Annotated in this window: 20 protein-coding genes and 1 tRNA gene; 12 read left to right on the top strand and 9 right to left on the bottom strand. The window is 40.0% G+C overall.

Annotated features, from left to right (window positions below):
* The first annotated feature begins 86 nt into the window (after positions 1-86).
* The 3 genes from MgSA37_RS07625 to MgSA37_RS07615 all read left to right on the top strand — a co-directional run bounded on the left by MgSA37_RS07625 (position 87) and on the right by MgSA37_RS07615 (position 2,689).
* Positions 87-629 carry a toxin-antitoxin system YwqK family antitoxin gene (locus MgSA37_RS07625; RefSeq protein ID WP_096350938.1) on the top strand — a complete coding sequence of 181 codons (543 nt, stop codon included), beginning with the start codon at positions 87-89 and terminating at the stop codon, positions 627-629.
* Between the two features lie 339 nt (positions 630-968).
* Positions 969-2,039, top strand: coding sequence for an AAA family ATPase (locus tag MgSA37_RS07620; protein WP_096350936.1), 1,071 nt, complete (start codon positions 969-971; stop codon positions 2,037-2,039).
* The gene (locus tag MgSA37_RS07615; RefSeq protein WP_096350935.1) at positions 2,036-2,689 is read left to right on the top strand and encodes a DUF4276 family protein; all 654 of its coding nucleotides are present in this window, start codon (positions 2,036-2,038) and stop codon (positions 2,687-2,689) included. The genes MgSA37_RS07620 and MgSA37_RS07615 overlap by 4 nt, the downstream gene beginning before the upstream one ends.
* A gap of 377 nt (positions 2,690-3,066) precedes the next feature.
* Here MgSA37_RS07615 and MgSA37_RS07610 read toward each other — a convergent pair whose 3' ends face one another.
* On the bottom strand, positions 3,067-4,326 hold the full coding sequence (locus tag MgSA37_RS07610) for a phospholipase D family protein (protein WP_096350933.1): 1,260 nt from the start codon (positions 4,324-4,326) through the stop codon (positions 3,067-3,069).
* 179 nt (positions 4,327-4,505) lie between these two features.
* Between MgSA37_RS07610 and MgSA37_RS07605 the strand changes: the two genes are divergently transcribed.
* The gene (locus tag MgSA37_RS07605) at positions 4,506-5,783 is read left to right on the top strand and encodes a hypothetical protein (protein WP_096350931.1); all 1,278 of its coding nucleotides are present in this window, start codon (positions 4,506-4,508) and stop codon (positions 5,781-5,783) included.
* 244 nt (positions 5,784-6,027) lie between these two features.
* Complete coding sequence (locus tag MgSA37_RS07600) at positions 6,028-6,483, top strand: hypothetical protein (protein ID WP_096350930.1); 456 nt, start codon at positions 6,028-6,030, stop codon at positions 6,481-6,483.
* A 278-nt stretch (positions 6,484-6,761) separates the two neighbouring features.
* Here MgSA37_RS07600 and MgSA37_RS07595 read toward each other — a convergent pair.
* Together MgSA37_RS07595 and MgSA37_RS07590 are read right to left on the bottom strand one after the other, a co-directional pair.
* Positions 6,762-6,835, bottom strand: a tRNA-Arg gene (locus tag MgSA37_RS07595).
* Between the two features lie 171 nt (positions 6,836-7,006).
* Positions 7,007-7,552, bottom strand: a complete 546-nt coding sequence (locus tag MgSA37_RS07590) for a hypothetical protein (RefSeq protein ID WP_096350929.1) — start codon at positions 7,550-7,552, stop codon at positions 7,007-7,009.
* 697 nt (positions 7,553-8,249) lie between these two features.
* On the opposite strand from MgSA37_RS07590, the gene MgSA37_RS07580 reads away from it, so the two are divergent.
* Positions 8,250-9,110: an N-acetylglucosamine kinase gene (locus MgSA37_RS07580; RefSeq protein WP_096350926.1), complete on the top strand. Its 861-nt coding sequence runs from the start codon at positions 8,250-8,252 to the stop codon at positions 9,108-9,110.
* 148 nt (positions 9,111-9,258) lie between these two features.
* Here MgSA37_RS07580 and MgSA37_RS07575 read toward each other — a convergent pair whose 3' ends face one another.
* Positions 9,259-9,954, bottom strand: a complete 696-nt coding sequence (locus MgSA37_RS07575; protein WP_096350924.1) for an NUDIX hydrolase — start codon at positions 9,952-9,954, stop codon at positions 9,259-9,261.
* A gap of 127 nt (positions 9,955-10,081) precedes the next feature.
* Between MgSA37_RS07575 and pfkA the strand changes: the two genes are divergently transcribed.
* The 6 genes from pfkA (at position 10,082) to MgSA37_RS07545 (ending at position 16,429) form a co-directional block, all read left to right on the top strand.
* On the top strand, positions 10,082-11,068 hold the full coding sequence (gene pfkA / locus MgSA37_RS07570) for a 6-phosphofructokinase (protein WP_096350922.1): 987 nt from the start codon (positions 10,082-10,084) through the stop codon (positions 11,066-11,068).
* Between the two features lie 5 nt (positions 11,069-11,073).
* Entirely contained in the window at positions 11,074-11,922 is an 849-nt protein-coding gene (locus tag MgSA37_RS07565) for a hypothetical protein (protein ID WP_096350917.1), read from the top strand.
* 6 nt (positions 11,923-11,928) lie between these two features.
* A complete protein-coding gene (gene gap, locus MgSA37_RS07560) occupies positions 11,929-12,924 on the top strand; it encodes a type I glyceraldehyde-3-phosphate dehydrogenase (protein ID WP_096350915.1) in 996 nt (331 codons plus the stop codon).
* 112 nt (positions 12,925-13,036) lie between these two features.
* Positions 13,037-14,152 carry an ATP-binding protein gene (locus tag MgSA37_RS07555; RefSeq protein ID WP_157750488.1) on the top strand — a complete coding sequence of 372 codons (1,116 nt, stop codon included), beginning with the start codon at positions 13,037-13,039 and terminating at the stop codon, positions 14,150-14,152.
* Positions 14,152-14,838, top strand: coding sequence for a hypothetical protein (locus MgSA37_RS07550; RefSeq protein WP_096350912.1), 687 nt, complete (start codon positions 14,152-14,154; stop codon positions 14,836-14,838). The genes MgSA37_RS07555 and MgSA37_RS07550 overlap by 1 nt, the downstream gene beginning before the upstream one ends.
* 307 nt (positions 14,839-15,145) lie before the next feature.
* The gene (locus MgSA37_RS07545; protein ID WP_232010805.1) at positions 15,146-16,429 is read left to right on the top strand and encodes a glycoside hydrolase 5 family protein; all 1,284 of its coding nucleotides are present in this window, start codon (positions 15,146-15,148) and stop codon (positions 16,427-16,429) included.
* Positions 16,430-16,539: 110 nt separating this feature from the next.
* On the opposite strand, the gene MgSA37_RS07540 is transcribed toward MgSA37_RS07545, so the two are convergent.
* The 5 genes from MgSA37_RS07540 to MgSA37_RS07520 form a co-directional block, all read right to left on the bottom strand.
* Positions 16,540-16,731: a hypothetical protein gene (locus tag MgSA37_RS07540; protein ID WP_096350909.1), complete on the bottom strand. Its 192-nt coding sequence runs from the start codon at positions 16,729-16,731 to the stop codon at positions 16,540-16,542.
* 141 nt (positions 16,732-16,872) lie between these two features.
* The gene (locus MgSA37_RS07535) at positions 16,873-17,064 is read right to left on the bottom strand and encodes a hypothetical protein (protein WP_096350907.1); all 192 of its coding nucleotides are present in this window, start codon (positions 17,062-17,064) and stop codon (positions 16,873-16,875) included.
* Between the two features lie 94 nt (positions 17,065-17,158).
* Complete coding sequence (gene glgB, locus MgSA37_RS07530; RefSeq protein WP_096350906.1) at positions 17,159-19,264, bottom strand: 1,4-alpha-glucan branching protein GlgB; 2,106 nt, start codon at positions 19,262-19,264, stop codon at positions 17,159-17,161.
* Positions 19,265-19,285: 21 nt separating this feature from the next.
* A complete protein-coding gene (locus tag MgSA37_RS07525) occupies positions 19,286-20,890 on the bottom strand; it encodes a putative maltokinase (protein ID WP_096350904.1) in 1,605 nt (534 codons plus the stop codon).
* 2 nt (positions 20,891-20,892) lie between these two features.
* Positions 20,893-22,839, bottom strand: coding sequence for an alpha-1,4-glucan--maltose-1-phosphate maltosyltransferase (locus MgSA37_RS07520; RefSeq protein ID WP_096350902.1), 1,947 nt, complete (start codon positions 22,837-22,839; stop codon positions 20,893-20,895).
* Positions 22,840-22,889 lie beyond the last annotated feature (50 nt).

The following is a 22,889-nucleotide window of genomic DNA, read 5'->3' as shown; positions in this document are numbered from 1 at the left end:
ACCCGCCTACGCTACAGCTATTTAAAATCATCGCTCATATTAAACCTTTACGGGCAAATGTTGTCAAACCTGCAACAATTATCCGCATGAAAAAAATTGCCTTGTTTATTTTATTATTTTCTCTTGGTAAAGCCTACGCCCAGCGCACCGGCGATTATACCAACAGCAGCCCCGCAAAGTACAATGACAAACGGGCGGTTATTGACAACAACAAAGTTACGGACGATGGCGATTACAGCCAGATCAGGATCATTGATACAACACAGGAAATCCGCGCTGATATATTGCCATTTAAAACCGAACCAAAATTAAAAAACGACCGTTATTATTTCTGGTATTTTAATAACAGGATCCATTCAACCCAGGGCGGGTATAACGGACAGTTACTGAACGGGCATTATATCGCTTTTTACCCCGATAAAAATTTGAAAGAAGAAGGCTATTTTAAAAGGGGCCTTAAAGACGGCGAGTGGAAAACATGGAACGCCAAAGGCGACCTCACCTCGGTTACCACCTGGAACGAAGGCATTGCAGTGCCTGACAGCCAGCAACCCTTCTGGAAAAAATTACCTTTTGTTAATAAGAAAGATCAGCAGCAACAAACCAGCAAGACCGGGGATGGGAATTAATTGATTCGACGGAAATTCAGATAATTATTTATAAATATAAAAGCCTCAAGACTTTCGACTTGAGGCTTTTGACTTTTTCCGTGATCTCTATTGGATTTTGTTCGAACCGATTTATTAATTAAAGAGCCGAAGGAGATTAAAAAGTTTGGCCGAAGCTGCGCATAATGTAAAAAGTGTTTAGGAAATTCTTTTCAACATTAGGTTTTTGACTTAGAATATTAACACAAAAGTACGAGTCTTAAACAGAATATTAGAAAATTTACGATTATTGATGTAATTTCCCCAAAAAAGCACTGTAGATAGGTTTGTCGAACTATCTTTGAGAGAGTAAATAAAAAAATGGATTACATCGAAATAGAAGGCTACAAGTCAATAAAATCCGTAAGAGTGGATTTTGCGCCAATCAATATCCTAATTGGTGCGAATGGTAGTGGTAAAAGTAATTTTATTTCATTTTTTGATTTTTTGAATCGGCTTTATAACAGAAAATTAAACGATTACATTGCATTAAACGGAGGAGATAATAAAATTCTTCACAAGGGCAAAAAATCTACCGATACAATTTCTTTCCGACTTGAATTTGGCAATGGACAGAATGGCTATTCCGCAATTTTAGAATCAGGGACTGAAGGCTTTGTTTTTACAGATGAGAGGCTTATTTATAGAAGCGATCAAGGGACGGATATAAGCAGATCATCGGCCGAAGCTTATATAAAATTAACAGATAATTTTCGAGCAAAATATGTAATTAAATATCTTAATGGGTTTCGTAAATACCATTTTCATGATACAAGCACCAATTCGCCTTTTACGCAATTGAGCCATATTGAAAATGACATATACTACCTTTACGAAAACGGAATGAACTTGGCTGCGTTCCTTTATGATATACATCAAACCAATAAAATCGTTTATAATAGAATCATAAAGAACATCCAGTCTATAGCGCCGTACTTTTCTGATTTTTACTTGACACCGAATAAGGAAGACTTAGTGAGGCTGCAATGGACAGATAAGTATAGTGATGTCATATATGGTGCGAATGATTTCTCTGATGGAACATTACGTTTTATTGCTTTGTCTGTCCTATTTTTACAACCTAAATTACCGGATACAATAATTATTGACGAACCCGAATTAGGACTACATCCGGCATCTATTGCTAAATTGGCTGCTATGATCAAGTCCGTAGCCGATAGAAAATGCCAGGTTATTGTTGCTACACAATCTACTGATCTGTTAAGCCATTTTATGCCTGAAGATATAATTACCGTTGACCAAGTTGATGGAGAAAGCAAATTTGAAAGGCTAAATAGTACAACGCTTAATAAATGGTTAGAGGATTATACAATTGATGACCTATGGAAAAGGAATATTATTATGGGCGGCCAGCCAAATTTTAGTGAATGAAAAGGGTCATAATAATCTGTGAGGGCGAAACTGAAAGAGAATTTTGTAAACATATTCTTGCGCCATATTTTGCTAAAAAAGAAATTTTTATTCAATCACCTCTAATTAAAAGGTCGATGGGTGGAATTGTAAAATGGAATACCCTAAAAAAAGAAATACACACTTATCTCCAAGAGGACGATGTTCTTGTGACAATGTTAATTGATTATTATGGATTATACAATAAATATGCTTTCCCAAGTTGGGAAGACGGCGAAAAAATAGTCGATAAAAATACACGAATGGATTTTTTAGAAGCTGCAATGAAACAAGATCTGAGAGATGCCGTTCAACATAGATTTTTGCCGTATTTACAACTACACGAATTTGAAGGTTTACTATTCAACGATATTCAAATATTCTACGAGCAAGTCCCAAAAAATGAATTAGTAGGTAAAAGTGAATTGATTAAAACGTTTCAAGATTATGATAATCCAGAAATGATAAATAACAACAAAAACACTTCGCCATCTCATAGATTGAAGCGAATAATCGAAGGTTATAATAAAATATTATATGGGCACTACTTCGCAGAAGCCATTGGTTTGGATAAGATACGAAATAAGAGTCCCAGGTTTAATAATTGGTTGAATGCTATAGAAAAACTATAGATTTAGTTAAGCCATCAAGATAATTTATAGCCAAACCGAGATCCAACCATCCATAAATTCACCACGAGTTTAAAATGGAAATCCCAAAAAAGCCACCTCTAGTTATGCTAATTTTACTCCAGATCGCTACGGCGAAATCTTTCGATATTGGAACAGAAATACAAAAGCCTCAAGACTTTCGACTTTGTTGTCCACGCAGGGTCTCCGAAAGGACCCTGCGCCGCGTGCTTGGGTGAGAGGCGTCTCTATCCGTGCAGTTTGGCTTTCCGCCCGGGCCTAGGCTGCCGGGGGCAAGCGAAAATACAGCGCAGGGTCACGTTGGAGACCCTGCGACGACGTAAAGTCATCCGTGTTTTTTGTTTAAAGTTAAGTGGCTTTTATAATTTCCCGTTCTTAAAAAGTAAATATAACGGGTATAAGCGTTGAAATTCCAGCAACACCGTTTCAGCGATATTTATATCGCTCAGGCTTGGATCGTCCGGCTGGTAATTGCGCCCGATGATCATATAATCATGGACTTCCTCCGAAAGCAATGCCTTAGTCAGTTTTTCTTCCATATCGAAATGGTCCAAATGAACCGGCGACTTCCCGTTGATGCCTAACCAATAAGCACCGCCGAGATCCATCATGACTCGGTACACCAAATCGGCGAAAATTGGATTGTTGCGCAAGTTCTCTTTAAAACGTCGGCGTTCCTCAAGGCTGGAATTTTCCACACCAATTACCAACCATATCCCCACATCATGCTGATGAAGGATAACCTGCATCCGAGGATGTTTTGTAAAATCTTTTTGAACGAATCGGTTTGGATAGCCATAATGCAGCCAGATAGATTTAAGGTAAGTATTATTAAAGCCTTTTCGGTGCTGATAGTGGGATATGCGGCTAGCTTTCCAGTAGTGACTGCCCAGTTCCGTCAACGCATATTGGGGAAACTGGGTATAGATTCTAGCGTCCAGGTCCGCCATCCTAAACCAAACTTTACGCCGTAGCGCGTCAGCTGCGCCGGATTCATCCGTCCAATAGATATCGCTGAAAGCAACATAATCACTGCCTGAAAAAAACTGTAGCGCGCTCGGCGTAATCACAGAAGGAATGATCATTTCCTGTTTTAATAAGGAACGGGCTTCGGCCAAGTCGGCGTTATTCGTAGCCTGCCGGCTTTTAATACGTAAAACCGAACGCTGCCAGGCCTTCACAAATTCAGCCGTTAATACGCCGGTGTTGGGTAAGAAACTCATGAACCAATCGTACAACGCTAGGCAGATAGTCTGATCTTCCAATGCAATAGACATTTCAACATTGGCTTGTAGGCCGCCATTGGTCGTATTCGCTGAACCGATAAAAGCGATCCATTTTCCGGATAGGCGTTCGATCAGGTAAACTTTTGGGTGAAAAGTTTGTCTTCCAGTGAAGATTCGAGTGTAGCCTCGGCTTTCAGGAACCTGGAGCATTTGTTCAAATACACCGACGTCAGAGGGCAGGTTCAAGCCAATCAGGTAATAGCGCTTAGCTGCCGCAGGTAGCCGCTGCTCAATAAATCGGTAACCATAGTTTTTAATGAGGGCCGTAGCAATGTAAACATTCCTAGCCTCCGGTAAATATTGCGCTAACTGGGGTTGTAACTGCTGGTACACGTGAAAGAGGTTTGTTTGTGAATTTTAAAGATAGTAAAGCGGATGAACAATTCTTAAATTTGTCCATTGAAACTGTAAAAAGGGTTGATCAAAAGTCTGGAAGTGACTACTTTTCTAAAAGTAGTTGGCACGCCCAATAATACGAACTGTTGGTATAATTATGAGGGCAATTTAAAATAATGATGGGATTTTGGGATCTTTTAGAGAATGGAAGTGTTTTAGGTAGATGCGAAACGAATTTTTTTCACATTTATGTTTACAAAGATTTGCCTAATTCTGAGTTTTTTGAATATGAAGATTCTTTAAAAGGAACTTTCATGCATGAATATTTACATTATATTCAATTCGTAAATACTGTGTTTGGGGTTTCGTATGGAACGATTTATAGTAATTATTTTTCCTATTGCGGTGACCATTTTTCAAAGAACGAAAGAATAGAAATACCGCTAAACATTCGTTCTAAAGAACCTACACTTGATAGTCTCATTAACAAATATCTAAAATTAAAGGGTAGTGAAACATGTTCAATTGAAATAGACAAAATCGCAATAGAGCCTAGTGATATTGATTTAGCAAAGTCAGAATTTACTTCTATTAAGGTAAAAGGTATAAATTCAGAAAATGGAGAATCACATTACTTCCAATTTGGCTATTTAAGTATTATTGAAAACATGGCTTTAATTTTTCAGTCATTTTTTGATGAGAACCTACCGGGACATCCCATTGTTCCATATCACAACGTTGAAATCATATTGAATAACCTTCCAAACCCCATTACTGATAAAAAACTAATTTTTAGTATTTGTTTATGTTCATTAATGTTTAGCAATCCCGCTGTAGGATTTTTTGATGTACTTAATGTTTTGGAAGTTAACCCCAGTTACAATGGGATCAAATTATATAAGCACTTATTACTTTCAAAGATTAAACACGAATATTGTAGCACTTTAAGTGAACTTTTCTGTTATTTAATTGATGAATATCAAACTAACATAGAAGCTGCAATTTGTAGTGAATTAACTTATTTTTCAAAGGTATTTGAGAATTGTAAATCTGAAATTCGAAATAATGAATGCCTTTTATTGAATTTACTTTACGAAACTGAAATAAACTCAAAAGAATCTATCATTGCTTTAACTAATTATTATGGACTTCCATTAATAGAAGCGAACAATCTTACGTTAATGCCAAGGAGTCCTAATCCTGATGATAGGGATTATTTGGATATAGCTAATTTAAGAGCATTAGAATTAGTAATTAACCGATTTACTTCGAAAAATCGAAAATGTCCGTTGTATGAGAAATGTTCCAGCCTGTTGTACAATGATGATGTAATACAAAAATTTGAAATGTCTTGCGAGTGTTTAGATGAACAGTGGAAGAAAAAGGAAAAATGTTTAATGACTGCCTCTTTGCGAAAGTACGAGCTTGATAAGAAAACAATAAGTCAATTATAAAACAGTTCGAGAATTGTCCAGCATTGGCTCAATTCCGTTATCAACCTCAAAAAGGGGTTCGAAAAGCTTCCTCTACGGGCTACTGAAAACGACCAGCGAAATGTTGAAGGTTTTTTTGCTTTTACCATAGACGGAGACTATGATCATAATCGTCCGAATTTCGTAAATCCCGGACAACCAGCCCACCCCCACAAAAACCACCCATAAAACCAATTATCCTAAAATCTTCCCGATATTTATCCACGTGAATATATATACCTCCCATATTAGCTTTTACGACGTAGCCGCGCTGGGCATCGTGTTTACCGGGCTGAATTTTGCTTTGTTGTTGGGGTTTACCAAAAAGCTAAACCGGCCGGCAAACAGGTTTTTGGCCGTGGCGTTGGCGGTGATGGTTTTGTGGATAGTCCGTATCCTGCGCATCGATACAACGTTGCCGCTGCAGTTTTCGTTGGCGCCTGGCCCGCTTATCTATTTTTATGTACTGAAATTAACCCGGCCGGAATACCAGTTCAGCCGGAAAGATTGGCTGCATTTCGTCCCGGCATTATTGGAGCCGTTTATGTTACCAAACCGGGTATTGCCCCGCCGGTTCAAGTGTCCCACTTCAACCCAAACCCCTGTCAGCGTCCCGCTGACGTATCCCAAGTGTAAACCCATTTCAGGACCTGGGCGCAGTCCTGAAACAGGAAATAATTGATTATCAGCAAATTGAATCGATATTGACAAAAAAGCAAATTTAATATTAGTTGATTATCAACCACTTAGCTAAATTGGATAATTTATTAAAAGATGAAACACGCTGATAATGAACGTGTTTCACACTGTTCCGGGGTGTTCCGCGCGTGCAAAAATGGAACGCATGCAGCCTCTCTGGAGCAAAACCCAGCGGATCAACGGGGCTTTTTTATTCATTTAATTTGCAGTAGACGAAAAAAGTCTTTAGATTTTCGGCTAAAGACTTCTGACTTGTTTTTGTGATCCCATTAGGATTCGAACCTAAGACCTACAGATTAGAAATCTGTTGCTCTATCCAGCTGAGCTATGGGACCTTTTTTTTGAGTTCAAAGTCAAAACCCACTTTCGACTTAAGACTTACGGCTGCTGACTTTAACAAAAAGCGCTGCAAAGATGCAAAAATCTGTTAAAATTGGCAACCCATACTTTAAGGTTTTTTACAGGTCCCCTGCAAAATTATTAATTGGCGACCGCCAAAGATGCTGTTAGTCAAACTTGTTATAATCTCTTGCCTTGCCATGCCTTAAGCTGATGGCGTATCTTAAACCAAGGGAAGCATAGGTATAAAAGCTATGTGATGCTGCATTTTTATCGTAATAGCCGTCCACCCCCTTGCCTTTAACGTAATTCAGGTTCAGGCATCCGTTCAACCGCAACAGAGGTTCGTCGTATATATTTCGAACGATGGTGAGTTCGTAACCCAGCTTTATCGGGACGATGTGAATGGTATTTTTTATATGATCAACTATTGCAGGCTTAAATAGATTAACGTTAGTGATGTCGCCATTAATTACACCGTAACCGGCCCCTCCATAAATATTCCTTACAACATCAAAAAAAACATTGATATCAGGTTTTACAATTACACCCAAATTCAATTCTCCATTGATGGTTTCAGCATTGAAATTATTGTTAAAACTTTTAGGGTTTCTTTTACCGGATGACGCACCGGATAGCGTCCCGGCCTGAACCTCTAAATATACGTTTAAGAAAGACCACGGGTAATAAGCAGCATCGCCGTAAAAAGCCACGGTGTTTTTTGCAGTACGGTACCGCTAAACGTTGTGGCAATTCCGCCGCCCGCACCAAAAGTAATTTGCGGGGCACTGTTCTGCGCCCTTAATTGCCCTGAAATAATTATCAAAAAGACAATTGAAACTAATTTATTCAAATCAAACAGCTTATATTAAAGCATTAAAACTGTGCCGTGAAGATAAATATTTTTTGAATATCTTGTAATAAAGGCTTATGGGCGAATAATGTTGGTTTTGGCGCGCAATTTTCCGATTTAATAAAAAACAAAAGAGAATTTGCTTTCGGAAATTAAATTTTTTGAACCTGGCAAACGCGGTAATAATTTATCAAATCTTTTTAAAAGAATTTTTCAGGCTGCAGGCAACATCATTTTTCAGAAATCATTATTTTAAAAAAAAACTATCCCGCGCAAACATTTTTTGTTACACAATTATTTGCCAAATAATACATATAATTGCAATCAAATATAAACCACTCGCTTTAAAGGGGGTAACTTTATATTTAAACAGGTTAATTAATACTATTGACATACTTATAAACCACGAAAACCGGCGGGTATAAATCATTAATTTGTCCAAAAAAAACAACATTTTTTCATCAAAAAGCAGAATTTTACTTTTTAAAACCATAAAGTGTTTTTTTTACAATAAGTTAATCATACTTTTATCCGATTTTTCTAAAATAAACTAATTTATGATCATTATTGCTGACGGTGGCTCAACTAAAACCAATTGGTGCCTGGTTACCGAAGAAGGTAAAAAGGTGTACTTTAACACCGAAGGTTACAACCCTTATTTTGCGCCAAAGGACTATATTATTAAATCCCTTGATGAAACTTTGCCAACCGATCTTGAAAGAGATGAGATCACCGAAGTAAATTACTACGGCGCAGGTTGCTCTACCGACGAAATGCGAAACTTAGTTAAGGAGGCGATGCAGGTAGTTTTTAAAAAGGCGAAAGTTTTTATCGGGCACGACCTGCTGGCGGCTGCCAGGGCCCTGTTGGGAAACACTGAAGGTTTTGCAGCCATATTGGGTACCGGCACAAATACTTGTTTGTATAATGGCCGCGAAGTTACTCATAACATCGATTCAGGCGCTTATATCCTGGGTGACGAAGGCAGCGGGTGCTATATTGGCAAAAAGCTTTTAGTTGATTATTTACGGGGCTATATGCCGGAGGCTGTTCGCGAAAACTTCTGGAATACTTATAAGTTGACGCCTGATGACATCAACGAGATAGTGTACACTCAACCCCGGGCCAACCGTTTTTGTGCCAGTTTCAGCAAATTTGTTTATGACAGCCCCGTGAACCTGGAATATTCCCGCAACATTGTAAGAAGTTCATTCGAGGATTTTTTCCGTAACCTGGTTACTCATTACCCGGATTACCAGAAATACACTTTCAATTGCATAGGTTCGGTAGGTTATAACTTCAGGAATGTGCTTGAAGAACTGGTAGTTGAAAATGGCATGGCTGTGGGCAATATTATCCGCTCACCGATAGATAACCTTGTTAAGTTCCATTTGGAATTATCGCATCTGCAAATTTGAGTTGGCAGTTTTTAGTTTGCAGTCTGCAATAAAGTCTAATAATCAATAAACGAAGAGAGCTGCGGTAAAAATCATCGCAGCTCTCTTCGTTTCTATATAGCTATCCTTTTCGTAGTTCTGCTGCAAACTGCCCACTACAAACTGCAAACTATTTGTCCAGGTTCATATCATTATGAAATATCTTCGCATACTTCCGGCGGTCGAATTTATACAACTTGGCTGCGCGATAGGATACCCCCTTTTGTTTTTCGTCAAGTTCTTTTAAAAATCCATAGCTCAGCATCTTTTTACGGAAATTTCTTTTGTCCAGCTTCCTGTTCTCTACCGCCTCATAAAGCGATTGCAACTGGGTAAGGGTAAATTTCTCGGGCAACAGTTCAAAAGCGATGGGCTGATAATTTAACCGCCTGCGTATTTTATTAAATGCAGTTTTAAAAATCTCGGTGTGGTCAAACGCCAATTTAGGCAGCTCATTCACCGGGTGCCAGAAAGCTTTACGCGCATATTGCGTTATGGGGCGCAATTCCTTTTGCCCGTTAATGCGTATCAGCGCGTAATAAGCCACCGTAATCACCCTTCCCTGCGGGTGCCTGTTCACCTCGCCGAAAGTGTGAAACTGCTGCATGTGTAAGTCGCGAAGGCCTGTTAGCTCGTATAAAATACGTTCAGCGGCGTCGTCAATGCTTTCGTCCTGCTCTACTATATAGCCAGGCAAAGCAAGCCAATCTTTATATGGCTCTTCATTTCGTTCAATGAGCAATATTTTCAGTTCTCCTGCTTCAAAACCGAATATTACGCAGTCAACTGAAAAGACTGAATCAAACGAAGGTAATTTTACTTCCAAAACCTTGATAATTTTAGGTAAATAAATTAAATTTAATGGTTAACCGCTAATGTAAAAAAAAATAAATTAAATTTAATGGTGTAATTTTCACACACTATATTCGTGGCTGTAAATAAGCAGTATAAAAATGCATAAAATTTCGAAACTAGCAGTGCTCACATCGGGCGGGGATGCACCGGGAATGAACCCGTGTATTCGCTCAATTGTAAGGACAGCAATATATAACGGGTTAGAAGTGGTAGGTATCAGGCGCGGGTACCAGGGACTTATTGAAGATGACATGTTCCCGATGGGTACACGATCTGTTAGTAACATATTAAATTTAGGCGGTACAATCCTGAAAACGGCGCGTTGCTTACCCTTCCGCACTGACGAAGGCCAGGAAATCGCCTATCAAAATTTAAAGAAACGCGGTATTGACGCTTTAGTAGTCATTGGCGGCGACGGAACATTTACCGGAGCACTGCGTTTTTCGAAAAGCTATCCTGATGTAGCCGTAATGGGCGTACCGGGGACTATCGACAACGACCTCTATGGATCAACCTATACCCTTGGTTTTGATACGGCTACTAATACCGTAATTGAAGCTATTGATAAAATACGGGATACCGCAGATGCACACGACCGTTTGTTCTTTATTGAAGTAATGGGGCGCGATTCGGGAGCCATAGCATTGCGTGCAGGAATTTCCTGCGGGGCCGAGGCTATATTATTGCCCGAAAAAGAGACTGCCATAGATGATCTGATTGAAAACCTTAAGAGCGGGCAAAGCAAGAAAAAATCGTCGAGCATTGTGATAGTTGCCGAGGGCGATAAACATGGCGGCGCTTACGATATTGCAAAATTGGTTGAAAAACAGGTTAAAAACTACGATATAAAAGTAACCATATTAGGCCACCTGCAGCGCGGCGGAAGCCCTTCGGCATTTGACAGGGTTTTAGGCAGCCGCCTGGGTTTCGCTGCTGTAAACGCCTTAATTGCCGGCAAAACCCAAATGATGGTTGGCCTTGAAGCAAATTATATTAAAATAACCAGCCTTGAAGAAGCGCTTACGCAACACGAATTTAAACTGGAAGAAGATTTGATGAAAATGGCCGAAATACTCTCAATCTAAAAAAAATGATTGCAGTTGTTTATAGCGGATCACACTATGCTGATTGGAGGCTTGCCGATAAAGAAAGGGTAATAGCATCTTTCAGAACCAGTGGGATAAATCCGTATTTAAACGACGAAAAAAGTATCGTGCAGCTATTAAGCAAAAACATCAACCTGATTCATCACGCCGAGGAAATTAAAAAGATTTATTTTTTTGGCGCCGGCGCATCGTCTCCCGAATTAAAAGATGTTGTGCACAAAGCATTCTCGGCATTTTTTAAATATGGCAAAGTAAGTGTTGAACACGATTTGGTGGCGGCGGCTATAGCCTGTTGTAAAAACACACCAGGGATAGTTTGTATTCTCGGCAGCGGCTCAAACGCCGCCTGGTACGACGGCAAAAAAATAAAACCCAACAATTATGGCTTGGGCTATATTTTGGCGGACGAGGGTTCTGGCAACTGGCTGGGCCGGCAATTGATAAAAGGTTATATGAGTGAAACCCTGCCTGCCAATATTCATAAAAAATTTGTTCAACGGTATGACCTCGACCGGAAAACCCTCCTTGAAAAAGTTTACCGCCAAAAACAACCTGCACTTTTTTTAAGTTCATTCACGGACTTTTATATAGAAAATAAAGAAGATAATTATATAAAAAGTATAATTAAGAATGGTTTTAATCAGCTGTTTAACGTTTATTTATTACCATTACATGATGAACATCCCGAAGCTTTTTTGTACTTTGCAGGGTTAGTTGCAGCAGGCTTTCAGGACTACTTATACGAGGCGGCTGACGAGGTAAATCTTAAAATCGCGAACGTTATTAAAGAGCCCATAAACAATTTATTAACATATTATTCAAGTAAAAATTAAAGAATCATGAAAATAGGAATAAACGGCTTCGGCCGTATCGGCCGCCTGGCTTTCAGGGCCGCAATTGAAAGACCCGACATTGAGATCGTTGGCATTAATGACCTTGTTGAGCCTGATTACATGGCTTACATGTTGAAATACGACTCGACCCACGGTCCTTTCAAAGGCACTATTGCTGTTGAAGGCGGTCATTTGGTGGTAAACGGAAAAACCATCCGTGTTACTGCTGAAAAAGACCCTGCAAACCTTAAATGGGGTGAAGTAGGCGCAGAAGTTGTAATTGAATCAACCGGTTTATTTTTAACCCAGGAAACCGCTCAAAAACATATTGACGCCGGCGCTAAAAAAGTAGTAATGAGTGCACCTGCAAAGGATGACACCCCTACTTTTGTTATGGGTGTTAACCATAAAGATCTGAAGGCTGACCAAACTATTGTTTCAAACGCTTCATGTACTACCAACTGCCTTGCTCCTATCGCGAAAGTATTAAATGATAATTTCGGTATCGAAGAAGGTTTAATGAGTACTATACACGCCGTGACTGCTACTCAAAAAACAGTTGATGGCCCGTCGCACAAAGACTGGAGAGGCGGCCGTGGTGCTTACCAGAACATCATCCCTTCATCAACAGGTGCAGCTAAAGCGGTAGCGCTGGTTATACCCGCGCTTAAAGGTAAATTAACAGGTATGTCATTCCGCGTTCCGGTTCCTGACGTATCAGTAGTTGACTTAACCGTTCGTCTGAAAAAACCGGCTACTTATGCTGATATTAAAGCAGCTATGAAAGCAGCATCTGAAGGCGATATGAAAGGCATTTTGGGCTACACTGAAGACGAAGTTGTATCTGAAGATTTTAAAGGTGATGCACGCACATCAATTTTTGATGCTAAAGCAGGCATTGCTTTAAATGATAACTTTGTAAAAGTAGTGTCATGGTACGATAATGAGTGGGGATACTCCAACAAGTTGATCGACCTGGTACAGGAAATAGGAAAACTTTAGATTAATTATCATAAATTAGACCTTCAATCAAGGTCTAATTTATATTCTTTTATTTTAGTAGCAGTTAATTGTATTTAATCTTATGAGATTGTTGAGCCTATCATATAAGGATGTGTCGTTTAACTGGGAACTTGAAAAATCATATTTCAATGAGTTAACCCTTTTAGTAGGAGCGTCAGGCGTTGGAAAAACTTTAATTCTTAAAGCAATCAATAATCTTAAAGACGTTGCTTTGGGCAAATCTAACAATGGTATTGAATGGGAAGTCGAGTTCATGACAATAGAAGGCATCCATTATAAATGGACGGGGGAATTCGAAAATAGGGGACGATTTATTTTCCCCGATTTTGATTCAAAGGAATCTCAGAAGAACCCACCAAGTATTATCCGCGAAAAGATTTTTAGAAACGATATTGAAATTGTGAATAGATCCGAATCGGAATTATTCTTTAAAGGTGAAAAGACCTTAAAATTACCCCAGCAAAAAAGTATAATATATTTATTAAAAGAAGAAGAGGTAATAGGCGCAGCTTACAACGCATTCAACAAGATAATCTTTAGCGACCAATCGGATTCTCAATCTGTAAATCTAGTTTTTAGAATGCCCAATCTAACTAAATTGAATAAATATGAAACGATTGAGGAAATTAAAAAATCAGATGAGCAAATAATCGACAAATTATTTTTTTGTTATCAAATTAAGGACAAAGTTTTTTTCCAAATAAAAGACAGATTCATTGATATCTTTCCAAATGTTGAAGATATAAAAGTCGAACCCCTTGAGGAAGACCTTATGGGGGATCGTTTTTTTTCCTTTCTGAAAGATTCACCTTTTATTCAAATAAAGGAAGTTGGCGTTGACAAGTGGATTCAGCAAACGAAAATTTCATCTGGTATGTTTAGAACTCTAATACACATTAGTGAGTTGTATTTGAGTCCAGAAGGAACAATATTTCTAATTGACGAATTTGAAAACAGCCTTGGAATTAATTGTATAGATGAACTAACCACGGACATTCTTGAATCCTCCAAACAATTGCAATTTATAATCACCAGCCACCATCCCTACATAATTAATAATATACATTTTTCCAATTGGAAACTAGTCACAAGAAAAGCGGGAATCGTAAAAACCAAAAACGCACAAGACTATAATATTGGGGATTCCAAACACGAAGCCTTTATGCAATTACTTCAACTAGAGGAATTTCAAACTGGTCAAGAGTGATGAATCTATATTTTTTAGTAGAAGGCCGTCATACAGAACGAAAAGTTTACCCAAAGTGGTTGCAAGTACTTTTGCCGGAGTTAACTCAAGTGAGGACTATTAGCGGCGTTACGGAAAAATGTTATTATTTATTTAGTGGTGAGGGATTCCCATCTTTACTTAATAACCATTTGAGAAATTCTATAGAAGAGATAAATGGCACAATGCTATTTGATTATTTAATAGTTTGTTTGGATGCAGATGAGTCCACAGTTGAGTCAAGGACTGGCGAGGTATTAGACTTTATGGCCAAAGAAAATCTCGAGCTTAATCCCAAATGCAAGTTAGCCATTGTGGTTCAAAATCGATGCATAGAAACTTGGTTTTTGGGAAATAGGAAAACGTTTAAAAGAAATCCATCCAAACAACCGTTAATCTCATATGTGAATTATTATGATGTTAGAAGTTCAGACCCCGAACTTATGCCTGGGTATTCAAATTTTTTGACTATTTCGCAATTCCACCACTCGTATTTGAAAGAAAATCTAAGTGAAAGAAATGTATCATACACTAAAAAAAATCCCGGCGATGTTGGAGAAAAGCACTATCTGTCAGAACTCATAAGTAGAATAAACGGCACTAACCACTTAACATCTTTAAATTCATTTTTGTCGCTTTGTAATGAAATAAAGGTTAATTCAAACTAATTATTTAATATTGAAAATAAATTAACCGACTTTAATAACCATTTTGTAAAAGTAGTGTCATGGTACGATAACGAGTGGGGATACTCCAACAAGTTGATCGACCTGGTACAGGAAATCGGCAAATTTTAAATCCCAATATCCTAAATTGCAAAAAAGCCGACCTCTATGGGGTCGGCTTTTTTTATTTCCATTTTTTGCCTGTCCCCAGTCTTTGCTAAATAAGTACCTCATTTTAGCAATCAATTGTTAAAACAATATTAACCACCGGTTACACTGTTTCCTATTTTTAGGGATCAAAAACACCATAGTGAACAAAATATTTAAGTTACTCCTATTAAGCCTCGTAATGGCGCTGCCGGCATTTGCCCAACAAGGTTTTGTTAAAGTTGAAGGAACCCGATTTACCATTGATGGAAAACCTTACCGCTATATCGGCACCAACTATTGGTACGGCGGCCTGCTGGCTACAAACGGCGAACAAGGCAAAGAGCGACTAAAAACCGAACTCAACTTTTTAAAGCAGCATGGGGTGACTAACCTTAGGGTGATGGTGGGCGCCGAGGGACTCACCGATTACAAATACCGCACGCCAAACGAGAAAGTGCTGGAGCCTGAAGCTGGAAAGTTTAATGAGGACATTATGACCGGCCTGGATTACCTGCTGAATGAGCTGGCTAAACGCAACATGAAAGCCGTACTGCATTTTACCAATACCTGGGAATGGAGCGGCGGCATAGCCCAGTATTTAAAGTGGAACGGCTATGGCGAGCAACCCTATCCAAAAAGCCTGGGGGGCTATTACAGCTGGGATAAGCTGAGGCAATACATCAGCCAGTTTTATATCTGTAAGCCTTGTATGGATGAACTGGATACTTATATAAAATATGTTTTGCACCGGACCAACAAGCTCAATGGGAAAAAATACACCGATGACCCCGCAATTATGGCTTGGGAAATTATCAATGAGCCGCGCCCAATGGAAAAATTAGCAGTACCCGCTTTTGAAGCATGGATGAGTCACGTTTCCGCATTGGTAAAATCAATCGATAAAAACCATTTGCTTACCACAGGCAGCGAGGGGGATATTGCCTCAGATTTTGATCTGTCGGTTTACCAAAAGATCCACGCGGATAAAAACATAGATTACCTCACCATCCACATCTGGCCAAAAAACTGGAGCTGGTTTAAGGATACTGCCATCAACGCCAGTTACAAGGTTATTTTAGACAGCGCCGGTAAGGATATACAAAAGCACTTACAGGTTGCAAAGCAAATGAATAAGCCAATGGTGATAGAGGAATTTGGCTTACCACGCGATCTGCATGTTTACACCCCAGGTACTTCAACCCATAACCGTGATCATTTTTACAACTTTATTTTCAGCAAGGTATTAAATAACCCGGGCATTGCCGGCTGCAATTTCTGGGCCTTCGCTGGCATAGCAAGACCAATACCCGGTCAGACATTCTGGAAGGATGGCGATGAATTTATGGGCGACCCCGGCGGTGAAGAACAAGGCCTGAATTCGGTATTTGATTCGGATGAAAGTACGTGGAAGGTGATCGAAAAATACACCCGGCAATTGAAATAGCATAAGATGAAAGCGAAACGCAGAAAGATGAAAGCGAAACGCAGAAAGCTTTAACCCAAAATCGGAAAATAAAAAGCTTTTAGCTTTGGTCTTTCAGCTTTCACCTAAAATCACATCAACTCCCTATCCTTTTTCTCGTGGTAGGTTTTGTACGCCAGGTAGTAAAAAAACAGGCACATAATCAAATTCAATCCTATCCCGGTGAAGTTAAGCACAGGATATTCAAAAACGATTTGAAAAACAATCAGGATAAGTGCAAGCGTTCCCGCAATAAGGTAAAGGATCAGAAATTTGGGGTTCATATAAAGGATTTATTAGTTTATTAATAATCATCCATCCCCGGCACCCCGATTTAATAATTTAAAAACGGGGTAACATTTTCCGGCGTTTACTTTAAACTTTGGATCTTTATCAAAGTTAAGGCAAATTAACCGGTAATAAAATTATCTTTCCACTTCCATCCTGGCTTCAGCAGGATAAGTTTTATAAGCACAGAAAAAAACGATCATATCGGGGATGGCTATCATTAAAATTTCGCCCGGATATTCAAACAGGTTAGTAGCCAGATGATAGATGAGCACAATCAGCCCGGCAAAGCCCAGCACTAAATAAATTAAACGGTATTTTGGATTCATGACGTAAACGATTAATATAAATAATACTACCTTTTACGGCGATGCTAAAAGAAAGGTTATGAACTATATAACCTTTCTTTTTAATATCATCCAATTACTTTTTCAATTCATATTTTGGTGGTACCGTTTTTTCTCTTTTAAATACAATAGCAGCCAATGGCGGGATGGTAATTTTTATAGATTGGTCTCTTCCGTGCCAGTTTACTGTTTCGGTATTTACAGGTTTGGGATTATCAATACCGCTGCCCCAGAATTTTTTAGCATCCGAGTTAAATATTTCAACCCATTTACCGGTTGCGTGTACTCCAACCCTAAAGTCGTGATGCACCATTGGCGTCATGTTCAAAACAATTACCAGTTCGTTGGCTTCGTCAACACCTTTTCGGTTATATATCAATATCGAGTCGTTTGAGTTACCGCCGTCAACCCACTCAAAACCATTGTAATCAAAGGCCTTTTCATATAAAGCTGGTTCGTCCTTATAAAGCTGGTTCAATGCCTTCACAACTTCTTTTATACCCTGGTGGTTTGGATATTCAAGCACATGCCAATCTAATGAGTTCTGGAAGTTCCACTCAGTGCCCTGGCCAAACTCAGCGCCCATGAAAAGCAATTTAGAACCGGGATGCGTAAACATATAGCTGTAAAGCAGGCGCAGGTTGGCAAATTGCTGCCATTCGTCACCGGGCATTTTACGCAGCATCGAGCCTTTGCCATAAACCACCTCATCATGCGAAAACGGAAGCATAAAGTTTTCGGTAAAAGCGTATATCAGGCTAAAAGTGATCTGGTTGTGGTGGTATTTTCGATAGATTGGATCTGCCGAAAAATATTTTATAGAGTCGTGCATCCATCCCATCATCCATTTCATCCCAAACCCAAGTCCGCCGGTATAAACCGGGCGGCTTACGCCTGTAAATGAAGTTGATTCTTCAGCAATAGTTTGCGTATCAGGGAAATGGCTGTAAACTGCTTCATTAAATTCTTTTAAAAACGATATGGCTTCCAAATTCTCATTGCCACCGTAAATATTCGGCTCCCATTCGCCATGGTTACGCGAGTAATCAAGGTAAAGCATGGATGCCACAGCATCTACACGCAAACCATCCGCGTGGTACCTGTCCAGCCAGAATAAGGCATTGCTGATTAAAAAAGCACGAACTTCATTGCGCCCATAATTAAAAATATACGACTTCCAATCCGGGTGAAAGCCCTTGCGTAAATCCTCATGCTCGTATAAGTGTGTGCCGTCAAAATTATAAAGCCCGTGCGCATCTCCCGGAAAGTGAGAAGGCACCCAATCCAGTATAACGCCAATCCCGGCTTCATGCAGTTTTTCAACAAGGCCCATTAACTCCTGTGGCGAGCCATACCTGCTTGAGGCTGCAAAAAAACCAGTGATCTGGTAACCCCAGCTCGGATAATAGGGATGCTCCATTATCGGCATAAACTCTACGTGGGTAAAGCCCATTTCTTTAATGTAAGGCACCAGCTTATCTGCCAGTTGGGTATACGTTAAAAATTCGTCAGGGCTCTCTGGACTGCGCGCCCACGAGCCAACATGCATCTCGTAAACCGAATAAGGTTTATCAAGGGCATTGTGCTTATAACGCTCCTTCATCCACTCGCCATCGCTCCATTCATAGTACGTGTCCGCCACTATGGATGCTGTACGGGGCGCTACTTCCCAGCGCAGCGCAAACGGGTCTGCCTTTTCCAGGTCAGTACCGGTGGAGGATTTGATGTAATATTTATAGGTTTCGCCGTTGCCTACGTTAGGAATAAAACCTTCCCAAATGCCTGATCCATCCCAGCGGACGTATAGCGCGTGCGAATTGCGGTTCCACCCATTAAAATTACCGATAACGGAAATAAATTGAGCATTAGGCGCCCAAACAGCAAAGTAAGTTCCGGTAATACCATTAAATTCAATTACGTGCGAACCTAATTTTTCGTATAGTTTATAATGCTTGCCCGACCTGAACAATGCGATATCAAAATCAGTAAAACGGCTATAAGGCTCAACGTTTTTAAGCTGCGGGATCCCTGGCTCAGCTTCTTTTGCTTTCGAAGCTTTTTTTGATGCAGCAGGCTTCTCTGCTTTATCCGCAGCGGCTGTTTTTGCTGCTGGTTTAGCTTTTTTCACATCTGCAATTTCAACAGGTGCATCTTTTGCGGTGTCAATTTTCTTTTTCGCCATATGTTTTAGCCCGCGGGCCCGTTAACTGTTAAATTTATCTAATTCAAATAGTACTTGCTGTATTCCTTTTAAAGGGATTCTTATCCAATCGGGTCTCCCGTTTAATTCATATCCCAATTCATATACCGATTTTTCGAGCAGGTGAAGTTGCAATAAAAAATTAAGTTCGGTACGGCTCCCAAATATAGCCGATATATCACCCATGGTTTGCATATAAGCATCTAAATATGCGTCTGTTATCAATTTATACCACCTATCGGCTGATTTTTGCAGTTTCAGTGGATTTATTTCCCTGGTCTCACTGCTGAAGTAAAGTTTGGCGCATACTGCGTAATGGAACGAGCGGATCATACCTGCAACATCTTTTAATGGCGAATGTTTTATTTTCCGGTCTGTTATGGAGCTCTCTGGTTCGCCTTCAAAATCAATGATCAGGTAATCGGTACCTGTAAACAGCACCTGGCCTAAATGATAATCTCCGTGTATGCGGATGCGTTGCGATTTAAGATGGCTGCTGCCAATTTTTTCGAAAAAATGCCTGATGTTGTTTTCGCAGTTTATAAAATCATCCGCCAGCGATTTTGCATTTTTATCCAGCCGCGAATAGTTTTCTTTTAAGAGCTTGATACGCTTATCCAGCAGGTTATTCAGGTGATTTTGCAAATGGTTGATATAAGTATCATCGTAAGGTTCGGGCTTAAATTCCTTGCTTTTTTTATCTGAAAGCAATGCCAGGTGCATCTCGGCCGTGCGTTTGCCCAGCAATTCAACCTTTTCAAAAACGTCTTCGTTTATTCCGAATACTTTATCAACGATCATGAAAAGAAAGTTATTCAGATCATCGCCGGTTGACACCCAACTATCGGACTTGCTGACAACTTTCTGCATCATTAACCCGAGCGTTACCGGCGGTATTCCCGGGCGCTCCAGCACCATGCTGCCGCAATAGGCAGGTATATTTTTAAATCCGCCTTCTTCTGTTAAAAACTGAAGCATTTCCACTTCCGGATTCACTTCGCGAAAGAGTTTACGGTAAAGTTTAAAGAAATACTTATTGCCGTACACCAAAGACGAATTACTTTGTTCGAGGTCGGGCACCACGCACAAATAGCTCATGTTTTCGTCTGTAGATGCAAGGCCTTTTCCTTTATGGTAAACCAGGTAGCCTTTTTCCTGCGGCGTTTTGGTATTGGTAAATATATTCTCAAACAGTTGCACCTGGAAACGAAAATCATAAATAGCGTCAATCAACCAGCCTGCTTTGCCTTCAACGGTTATGCGGGTAATAAATGCTTTGTGATTAACGTGACCTATCAATTCAAAATCATCCGGCATAAATGAAACCGGCATGGCATATTTTTCCTCGTCGCCATAAGTATAGCCCAAATGCAGTATAATGAGATAGGAAAGCCCGTCCTCCACAGGCATACAAAGCAATTGCTGGATCTTCAAAAACTTGATCATGCGCGCCTTGCCTGCAAACCACCGGCATTTACGCATATAATTATAAAAAACGTTTTCCTCCAGCCAGGTAAGTGCGTCTTTATCATAGGGAAATTCAACCCACGGCCTTTTCAACACTAATGAAGCGGTTTGCCCGGCGATATCCATATTCCCTAAGTTCATGATTATAGTAGTTCAATCTTAAATAAATGCACTGGCATATCATGCGGATCCAGTTCAACATAATTCCACTCCTGGTTCCAGTTATAACTCCTGCCCGTTAATATATCAAAAGCAATAAAATCCTGGCCGGGGTACAGGCCCAGTGCATGCAGCGGGGTTTGTACCAGGCCCCATTGCCTGTTATTTGGATCGAGGTTTACCACGCATAAAATATGGTTATCGCCGCTTTTTTTGTAATAAGCCAGCAACTGGTCGTTATGTATCTCGCAAAATGTAATGTTATTGGTGTGCTGCAAAGCGGGGTTTACTTTACGGGCGGCGTTAACACGGGTAATTACATCTATCAGTTTATTCCGTTTTTCCCAGTCCCAATAGCGTACTTCGTATTTTTCGGAGTTCAGGTATTCTTCTTTTCCGGGATAGGGCGCATGATACATCAGTTCATAAACCGGCCCGAAGATGCCGTAATTGGAGGATAAAGTGGCCGCCATAAAAAACCGGGTGATGAAACCGGGTTCGTTCCCGTTTTGGAGCGAATAAGGGTTAATATCGTGCGTATTCGGCCAGAAATTAGGTCGAAAATAGTCCTTCATTTCTGTTTGCGTCAGCTCATTCATGTACTCAATAAGTTCATGCTTTGTATTGCGCCAAACATAGTATGTGTAGGATTGTGTATAGCCAAGTTTGGCCAGTTGTTTCATCACCTTAGGCTTGGTAAAAGCTTCGGACAGGAACAAGGTGCCGGGGTATTTTTTTTGTACTTCGGCAATGCACCATTCCCAAAAATGAAAGGATTTGGTATGGGGGTTATCTACCCTGAAAATCCGGATGCCTTGTTCGCACCAGTAATCAAGAATGCTTTTTAGTTCAGTCCACAGGTTTTGCCAGTCGTCATTCTCGAAATTGATGGGTAAAATATCCTGGTATTTTTTGGGAGGGTTTTCAGCGTACTGCACTGTTCCGTCAGGCCGCCATTTAAACCATTTGGGATGTTTTTTAACGTAAGGGTGATCAGGCGAACATTGAATGGCAAAATCCATGGCAATTTCAAGCCCGTGACTTGCGGCTTCTTTGATCAAATGTTTAAAATCCTGTAATGTCCCAAGGTCTTTTAATACATCCTTATGCCCTCCCTCAGTCGAACCTATCGCGTAAGGTACACCATCATCGCCGGGCATGGCATTTACCGCATTGTTTTTCCCTTTACGAAAGTTATGGCCGATGGGATGGATTGGCGGGAAATACAGTACATCAAAACCCATTTCAGCAACGCGCGGCAATAAAGCTTCGCAGTCTTTAAAGGTTCCGTGCTTTCCTTCAATCCGCGATGCTGAACGGGGAAAAAAACAATACCAACTGCTAAAGAGCGCTTTATCGCGTTCAACCAAAACCTTTAAATGCGGCGTGTAAATCGTGGCGTTGTCAAGATTTGGGTAAGTGCTGATATAATGGTGGATCTCTTTACCTAAAACTTCAGCTACTGCCTGTTCGTAATTTTTTTCATCACGCATCAGGGTTATCAGTTTACCGATCCTTTTTTGATCGGCTTTAGTGGCTGCCGGAAGCATGGCTTCCAGTAATTCAGCGCCGATAAGCAACTCGACATTCAGATGTTGGGCATCTTCGTATTTTTTTAAAAAACCATGATGCCAGGTATCTGCATGATCAACCCAGCCGGTAACTGTATAATAATAAAATCCGGCTTTTTCAAGATCGAACGATGCCCGCCACCTGTCGTTATTCACCATGTGCATTGGCACATATAACCAGGTTTTATCGTTTTCGTGCCTGTATAATAATCTTGCTCCTATATGATCATGTCCATCTGTAAATATGTCTGCTTCTACCTCAATACTTTCGCCGGCAACTTTTTTTATATAGAAGCGCCCGGCGTCAATTTCAGGCGTAACATGTTCAACAATAACTCTCTGCAAGCCTTGTTCGGTCATTTCGTTAGTAAGGGGATGCCCCGGTTTATATTGGTAAAATAATATTATAA

Source organism: Mucilaginibacter gotjawali (assembly GCF_002355435.1).
GTDB lineage: Bacteria > Bacteroidota > Bacteroidia > Sphingobacteriales > Sphingobacteriaceae > Mucilaginibacter > Mucilaginibacter gotjawali.
The sequence above is the reverse complement of the archived record's forward strand: the minus strand, read 5'-3'. Positions and strand labels throughout refer to the sequence as shown.

What these genes read in the sequence shown, in the direction of transcription:
- MgSA37_RS07625 (WP_096350938.1), top strand. Translation starts at nt 87, where the DNA reads ATGAAAAAAATTGCCTTGTTTATTTTATTATTTTCTCTTGGTAAAGCC.
- MgSA37_RS07620 (WP_096350936.1), top strand. Translation starts at nt 969, where the DNA reads ATGGATTACATCGAAATAGAAGGCTACAAGTCAATAAAATCCGTAAGA.
- MgSA37_RS07615 (WP_096350935.1), top strand. Translation starts at nt 2,036, where the DNA reads ATGAAAAGGGTCATAATAATCTGTGAGGGCGAAACTGAAAGAGAATTT.
- MgSA37_RS07605 (WP_096350931.1), top strand. Translation starts at nt 4,506, where the DNA reads ATGATGGGATTTTGGGATCTTTTAGAGAATGGAAGTGTTTTAGGTAGA.
- MgSA37_RS07580 (WP_096350926.1), top strand. Translation starts at nt 8,250, where the DNA reads ATGATCATTATTGCTGACGGTGGCTCAACTAAAACCAATTGGTGCCTG.
- pfkA (WP_096350922.1), top strand. Translation starts at nt 10,082, where the DNA reads ATGCATAAAATTTCGAAACTAGCAGTGCTCACATCGGGCGGGGATGCA.
- MgSA37_RS07565 (WP_096350917.1), top strand. Translation starts at nt 11,074, where the DNA reads ATGATTGCAGTTGTTTATAGCGGATCACACTATGCTGATTGGAGGCTT.
- gap (WP_096350915.1), top strand. Translation starts at nt 11,929, where the DNA reads ATGAAAATAGGAATAAACGGCTTCGGCCGTATCGGCCGCCTGGCTTTC.
- MgSA37_RS07550 (WP_096350912.1), top strand. Translation starts at nt 14,152, where the DNA reads ATGAATCTATATTTTTTAGTAGAAGGCCGTCATACAGAACGAAAAGTT.
- MgSA37_RS07540 (WP_096350909.1), bottom strand. Translation starts at nt 16,731, where the DNA reads ATGAACCCCAAATTTCTGATCCTTTACCTTATTGCGGGAACGCTTGCA.
- MgSA37_RS07535 (WP_096350907.1), bottom strand. Translation starts at nt 17,064, where the DNA reads ATGAATCCAAAATACCGTTTAATTTATTTAGTGCTGGGCTTTGCCGGG.
- glgB (WP_096350906.1), bottom strand. Translation starts at nt 19,264, where the DNA reads ATGGCGAAAAAGAAAATTGACACCGCAAAAGATGCACCTGTTGAAATT.
- MgSA37_RS07525 (WP_096350904.1), bottom strand. Translation starts at nt 20,890, where the DNA reads ATGAACTTAGGGAATATGGATATCGCCGGGCAAACCGCTTCATTAGTG.
- MgSA37_RS07520 (WP_096350902.1), bottom strand. Translation starts at nt 22,839, where the DNA reads ATGACCGAACAAGGCTTGCAGAGAGTTATTGTTGAACATGTTACGCCT.